The 3960-nt window shown below is 66.0% G+C and carries 3 protein-coding genes; 2 read left to right on the top strand and 1 reads right to left on the bottom strand.

Annotation, left to right across the window (positions count from 1 at the left end; translation table 11 throughout):
• A partial coding sequence (locus tag EB084_21270; protein ID NDD30795.1) for a hypothetical protein occupies positions 1–1153 on the bottom strand: 1153 nt, incomplete at its 3' end.
• A 232-nt stretch (positions 1154–1385) separates the two neighbouring features.
• Here EB084_21270 and EB084_21265 point away from each other — a divergent pair.
• Together EB084_21265 and EB084_21260 are read left to right on the top strand one after the other, a co-directional pair.
• A complete protein-coding gene (locus tag EB084_21265) occupies positions 1386–2033 on the top strand; it encodes a hypothetical protein (protein ID NDD30794.1) in 648 nt (215 codons plus the stop codon).
• Between the two features lie 112 nt (positions 2034–2145).
• Positions 2146–3357: an RtcB family protein gene (locus EB084_21260; protein NDD30793.1), complete on the top strand. Its 1212-nt coding sequence runs from the start codon at positions 2146–2148 to the stop codon at positions 3355–3357.
• Positions 3358–3960 lie beyond the last annotated feature (603 nt).

Raw genomic sequence — 3960 nt, 5'->3', positions numbered from 1 at the left:
TGGCGTTGGCCATCATGTTCTGGGCCATGCCGCCCATCATGCCCATCATCATCATCGCGGCGGCCGGATTCTGGCCTGGCCCACCCTGACCCGGAGCACCCGGTCCGCCCATGCCGCCAGGCGCCTGACCCAGCTCCTGCAGACGACGGGCGATGGCGTTCATCTCATTGCCGTTGGTCTGCTGAAAGCCGGCAAGCGTGTTGCGCTGGCCGACGATCTGATCGAGACGCTGCTTGCCCTGGTTGAGAAGGTTCTCCACCACCTTGCGCTGCGCCTGGGTGGCCACCTTCTTGGCCATCATCTGGGCCTTCTGGACCCCCATCTCCTGGGACTTCTGCATCATCTGCCCGGAGGTCTTCTCGAGGAACTGCCCCATCTTCTCGAGCACCTGGGCGATGGCCTTGAGCATCATTGCCACTGCCTTGAGGGCCGCGGAGAGCGCGGGGCCCACGAAGGGCACGGCGGCAACCGCCTGAGACGCCGCCTCCACCGCCTGAGACGCTGCCTGAAGTCCCCGCGCCGCCATCTGGATGACCTTGGCGACCATGCTGAGGCTCTGGCTGATGCCTTTGAACATCATCTCTTTCATGCCCAGCATGTTCGACTGCATGCCGAACTGGTTCTCGAGCCCGGTGAGCTGGCCGATCTGCTGCCCGAAGCCCTGGTTCTGGGCGAGCTGCTTCATCTGGTCGCCCGCCACCTGCGCGAGCCCCTGGCTGATCTGCCCGCCTTCGGTTCGTCGCTGGCCGAACAGCCCCATGAGCTGGCTGATGTCGTTCATGCCGCCGTAGTCGCCCCGACCACCGGAGAAGCTGATGTTCGGACCGCTGTAGGCCCCCACGGCGCCGAAACCCATGCCGTCGGCCCCCATGGGACCGCCGCCCCCGAGCATGTTGTCGAAGCTCTTGCCGCCCATCGCCATCTTTGCAAATGGGTTCGAGTTTACGGTGTTGCTGGCGGTGAGGGTCTGCTGACCCGCATTGCGCGTTGCGTTGACGCTCTGCGTCTTGCTCTCCTGGAGCTTGGGAATGGTGTCCGGCGGAATCTTCTTCTTCGCCTTCTTCGGCGCGTTCTGGATCTTCTGGATGGCCCCGTCGAACTGACCGCCGACCCCTTCGGCAACCTCAGGCTTGACTACAGGTATGCTGTCCATGCTTCACGACCTCGAACGCAGACTTGTGAGCGACCCCGCAATGGAGCCATCCCTTTCTCTCATGTTCACACACTGCGCAACCAAGTCAAGAGTCGCGCCGTGGAAAGACCGCGAATGCGAAGGAGGCCGCGACGAAAAGCCCCCGACCTCTCCCGGTGTTCACATCCCGGCAATGGGCGCTCCAGGCGAGAGGTGGTAATTTGATGAAAGATTGACGATGAGGTGGGAACCCATGATTTCAAGCATTCGACCTTTCTCCTATGTTGCCGAAGCGCCGAGCGGCGCGACACAGCCGCCCGCCGACGCACCGTCGGCCCCTGATGCGCCCGAGCCTGTTGACACGCCGCCCTCGAGCGAACCGCCAGCAGAGCGCAAGGACGGAATCGCCTACCGCGCCTTCCGAGGCGTTGTGGGCGGCGTGGCCGGCTTCAGCGGTGGTCTGGTGGGCGCGACCGCGGGCGGCGTCAAGGGTGCCTTCAGTGACGGCTTCGTGATGGGGCCCACGGCCCATCGCGCCATCCGCGGTGGCGGAGCCCTCGCTGGCCTGGCGGGCGGCGTGTACGTCGGTTCGTCCTTCGGGCCGGTGGGTATCGTTCTCGGGGCCCTTGGCGGGCCGCTCATGGGCGCCGTCGCGGGCAGCGCGCTCATCGGTGGAATCGAAGGTGGCGGCGCCGCGCTCTGCGGAGCCGCACACGGTGCCGCCACGGGTGCAAGCCGCAGCTGGCGAGCCGCGACCGAGGGCCTCGACACCCTGGCCGGCAAGCGACACAACGAGGGAGACTCCTCGGCTGAGGCGTCAACCCCCGCGGCGCCCGCTTCGACCGACGCACCGCAGCCGTCGACCGAGGAGCCGATCCCGTTCGAGATGATCGTCCCGTAGCCCCGGGACATCGACCAACCGCCTGAAGACGCCGGATACGCAATGGTATCCGGCGTTTTCTTTCGAGCTCGATCTGCACGCGCAGCCCGCGTGGCCGAACAAGGAGACCCCCATGCCCGTTCTACAAGAGATCCGCGACCACCACGCCCCCATCAAGGTCTGGTCGACCGACGTCGACCCCCTGGCACGCCAGCAGCTCGTCCAGACCGCCTGCCTGCCGTTCATCTTCAAGTGGCTGGCCGTGATGCCGGACGTGCATGCCGGCAAGGGCTCCACCATCGGCAGCGTCATCGCCACCCGAGGGGCCATCGTGCCCGCGTGCGTGGGCGTCGATCTGGGCTGCGGGATGTCTGCGGTGCGCACCACGGTCTCCCCGGCCCAGCTGTCTGACATTCTGCCGAAGCTGCGCTCCCGCATCGAAGGGGCTGTGCCCACGGGCATGTCGAGCCACAAGAGCGACGACAAGCTCGACACCCTGTCGCCCGCAGATCGATCGCTGCTCGTCGACGGTGCGCGAGAGATCGAGCTGCGCTGTCAGCACGAAGGCACGGGCTCGAAGGTGCTCAAGGGCCTGGGGAAGTTCCCCACCCAGCTGGGCACCCTGGGCGGCGGCAACCACTTCATCGAGGTCTGTGTGTCCGAGCGCAACGAGGTGTGGGTCATGCTCCACTCCGGGTCGCGAGGCGTGGGCAACCTCATCGCGCAGCATCACATCGAGACCGCGCGAGACGAGATGAAGCGGCTCTTCGTCTCTCTGCCAGACCCCGACCTGTCGTACCTGGTGGCAGGCACGCCGCAGTACGAGGCCTACATCCACGACATGTCGTGGGCCCAGGAGTTCGCGCGCCTCAACCGCAAGGTCATGCTGAGATCTGTGCTCGACGCGCTTGGCCACTTCATTCCCTTCGAGACAGGCGAGGTCATCGACTGTCACCACAACTACGTCGCCCACGAGGTTCACTACGGCGAAGAGGTCCTGGTCACGCGCAAGGGAGCCGTGCGTGCCCGCACAGGTGACCTCGGCATCATCCCCGGGTCCATGGGCACGCGCAGCTACATCGTGCGCGGCAAGGGAAACGCGGAGAGCTTCACCTCCTGCAGCCACGGCGCGGGACGCCGCATGTCACGCAACGAGGCGCGAAGGCGCTTCACCGAGAGCGACCTGGCCGCACAGACCGCCGGCGTCGAGTGCCGCAAGGATCAGGCCGTGGTCGATGAGATCCCCGCGGCCTACAAGTCCATCGATGAGGTCATGGCGAATCAATCAGACCTCGTGGAGGCGGTGGAGGTGCTCAAGCAGGTTCTCTGCGTGAAGGGTGCCTGAGCGGGCCTGCCCGGCTCATTCTAGCGCCCGAAGGGCACAGAAGGTCCGGCCGGAACAGACGGCCCCATCGGCATGGTGGGCATGCTGGGAATCGATGGCGCATAGCCGCCGCCCTGACCGGGCACCGGGACACCGGGAATGCTCGGCGCCCCGTACGAGGCTGAGGATTGTACGGCTGCGCGTACCCTGTGCCCGGGTAGCGATTGTTGAGAGCCCCCTGGGTCAGCTCCGCGTTCCGCGCCCGCTGCTGCGCCGCCTGGGATCTGCTCTGCTCGATGAGCGCCTCGTTTCGAGACTGCGTCTCCGCCGAACGCGCACGGCTCTCCATGAGAATGTAATCGTTCTGGGGAATGGGCTCGCTGCCCACCATCTTCCCCTGCCTGTCGTACAAGACGACGTAGCTGGAGCAGCCAGGCCGATACCAGCGAGGCGGCTCGCTGCTCGTCATCTGCAGGCCAGTCTGGGGATTGGTGTAGCGGTAGACGGTGCGCCTCCCTGCCGTGACCTCGACCACAGGCGCCGCGTAGGATACCGCTCGGGTCTCCAGGCCACCCGCCTGCACGAGAACCGTCTCCGCGGCCTTCCTTCTCGCCGCTTCCTCAC

Source organism: Pseudomonadota bacterium (assembly GCA_010028905.1).
Lineage (GTDB): Bacteria > Vulcanimicrobiota > Xenobia > RGZZ01 > RGZZ01 > RGZZ01.
This window is presented reverse-complemented; position numbering and strand designations above follow the sequence as displayed.